Source organism: Terrabacter sp. 2RAF25 (assembly GCF_052115265.1).
GTDB lineage: Bacteria > Actinomycetota > Actinomycetes > Actinomycetales > Dermatophilaceae > Terrabacter.
In genome coordinates this window covers 1-1,587 of sequence record NZ_JBFRGJ010000018.1, presented here as the reverse complement: position 1 = coordinate 1,587, position 1,587 = coordinate 1, and the positions used below count along the sequence as shown (strand labels likewise).

The window sequence follows — 1,587 nt, the reverse complement described above, 5'->3', positions numbered from 1 at the left end:
CCCGCGTAGGTTGCCCCGCCCGCCAGCCAGCCAAGCCGGTGGTCCGTCACGCGCCGCGCCACAACCACCGCCGCCACCATCCCGGCGATAGAGATTGCGAGCATCAGAAAGTACAGCCCAGTGCGCATGCCGATCGTCTCTGGGCTGCCGACAGCAGGCGGGTTGGCGGCGTATTTCAGCCCCGGGACCAAGGTCACAGAAACATAGCCGAGGACCGCAATCGCCCCAGCGGTTGCCAGGGGGCTAAGGTCCGACAGACGCCCGTGCGCCCAAGCATAGACTAAGGCGAAAACCCCTCCGAGGGCGGTCGCGAAAACGATCATGCCAGTGAACAGTCCGATCCCCGCCTGCGTCGGACGACTGACCAGTTCATCTTCGCCCCCGTGCGTGTGGGCGGCGGGCTGTTCCGTGCCGACGGCAACATCATCGACATGCTCCGCCGCTGCCTGAGCCTCCTCGATGGCAATGGCAGCGGCGACCGGGGGCTCACCCCAGACCCGCGCGACCCCAAAGGCTAGAAGACCCGCGATCAGCCCAGCAATCATGCCGAGCAGCAAAAGACGTCCCATGTTCCCCTCCCGTCAGTGGCAGGGAAAGCCAAGGAGATGGCGGGCATCATGCACGAATTCATGCACGTACATCCCGTCGAACACCGCAACGGCGCCCTGTTCGGTGCTGACAAAATACAGTGCCAGGAGCGCAATCAGCCCAGCAAAAATGGCCCATGGGGCGATCTCGCGCAGGGGGATCGGAGCTGTGTGAGTGCCGGGGGCGGCAGTGATGTAGGTCATGGCGATCTCCTTCCGGATACGCGTCCGGGGTGAAAGGACTGAAGGCGTGCACGGGGTCTGGCTCCCGCAATATTGGCGGTTACAGTGGCGCGACCGCACCGGAATTTCACCGGCTTTCCCGAGACACGACTATCATGATGACCCTCCGGTCCCGCCACGATACTGTCAAGGAAGCTTGCGCCCGAAGCTCATGCTGACACGGATCTGGTTGATCTGCGCAGCAGCTCCGGCTCGGGTCACCTTTCCAGGCGACGAGCCCGCGCCTCCGCACGCGCTGAAGCGCGCTGCGGCACTGGCACAGACGCTGCCTGCGGGACCGCGCGTCTTTGCCGCCCCCTCCCGCCGCGCCACGCAGACTGCTGCGGCTATGGGCCTTTCCGCAACGCCAGATATCGCATTGGCCGAGGCGAATTTCGGCCGCTGGGCGGGTCGCGATCCTGCCGACGTGATGGCTGAGGAGCCGCAGGGGCTGGCGGCATGGATTTCTGACCCCGCCACCGCACCCCACGACGGCGACTCCTTCGTCACGCTTCACACGCGTATGAGCACCTGGCTCAGCGTCCGCGCCACCGAAGGGGGGCTGATAGTCGCCATAACTCACGCTGGCCCAATGCGCGCTGCGGTACTTTTCGCACTCGGAGCCCCAATGTCGGCCGCGCGTCACATCGACCTGTCGCCGTTAGACATGACGCAGCTTTCCCATGATGGGCTGCGCTGGGTCTGGAAGGCAGGGGCAGGGGGTTTCCCAAGTTTGTAAACATCGTGCATTTCCTGCCAGACAACTGCCCCCTTCTTC

Annotated in this window: 3 protein-coding genes; 1 reads left to right on the top strand and 2 read right to left on the bottom strand. The window is 64.7% G+C overall.

The window, feature by feature from the left end; all coding sequences use genetic code 11:
• Together AB4091_RS21750 and AB4091_RS21745 are read right to left on the bottom strand one after the other, a co-directional pair.
• A partial coding sequence (locus tag AB4091_RS21750; RefSeq protein ID WP_442294975.1) for a CbtA family protein occupies window positions 1–569 on the bottom strand: 569 nt, incomplete at its 3' end.
• A 12-nt stretch (window positions 570–581) separates the two neighbouring features.
• On the bottom strand, window positions 582–791 hold the full coding sequence (locus tag AB4091_RS21745) for a CbtB domain-containing protein (RefSeq protein WP_095641531.1): 210 nt from the start codon (window positions 789–791) through the stop codon (window positions 582–584).
• Here AB4091_RS21745 and AB4091_RS21740 point away from each other — a divergent pair.
• Window positions 790–1,548, top strand: coding sequence for a histidine phosphatase family protein (locus AB4091_RS21740; RefSeq protein ID WP_442294973.1), 759 nt, complete (start codon window positions 790–792; stop codon window positions 1,546–1,548). The genes AB4091_RS21745 and AB4091_RS21740 overlap by 2 nt on opposite strands.
• Window positions 1,549–1,587: the final 39 nt, after the last annotated feature.

Bases quoted from the DNA above. Each gene is read 5' to 3' on its own strand.
- AB4091_RS21745 (WP_095641531.1), bottom strand. From the start codon at position 791: ATGACCTACATCACTGCCGCCCCCGGCACTCACACAGCTCCGATCCCC.
- AB4091_RS21740 (WP_442294973.1), top strand. From the start codon at position 790: ATGGCGATCTCCTTCCGGATACGCGTCCGGGGTGAAAGGACTGAAGGC.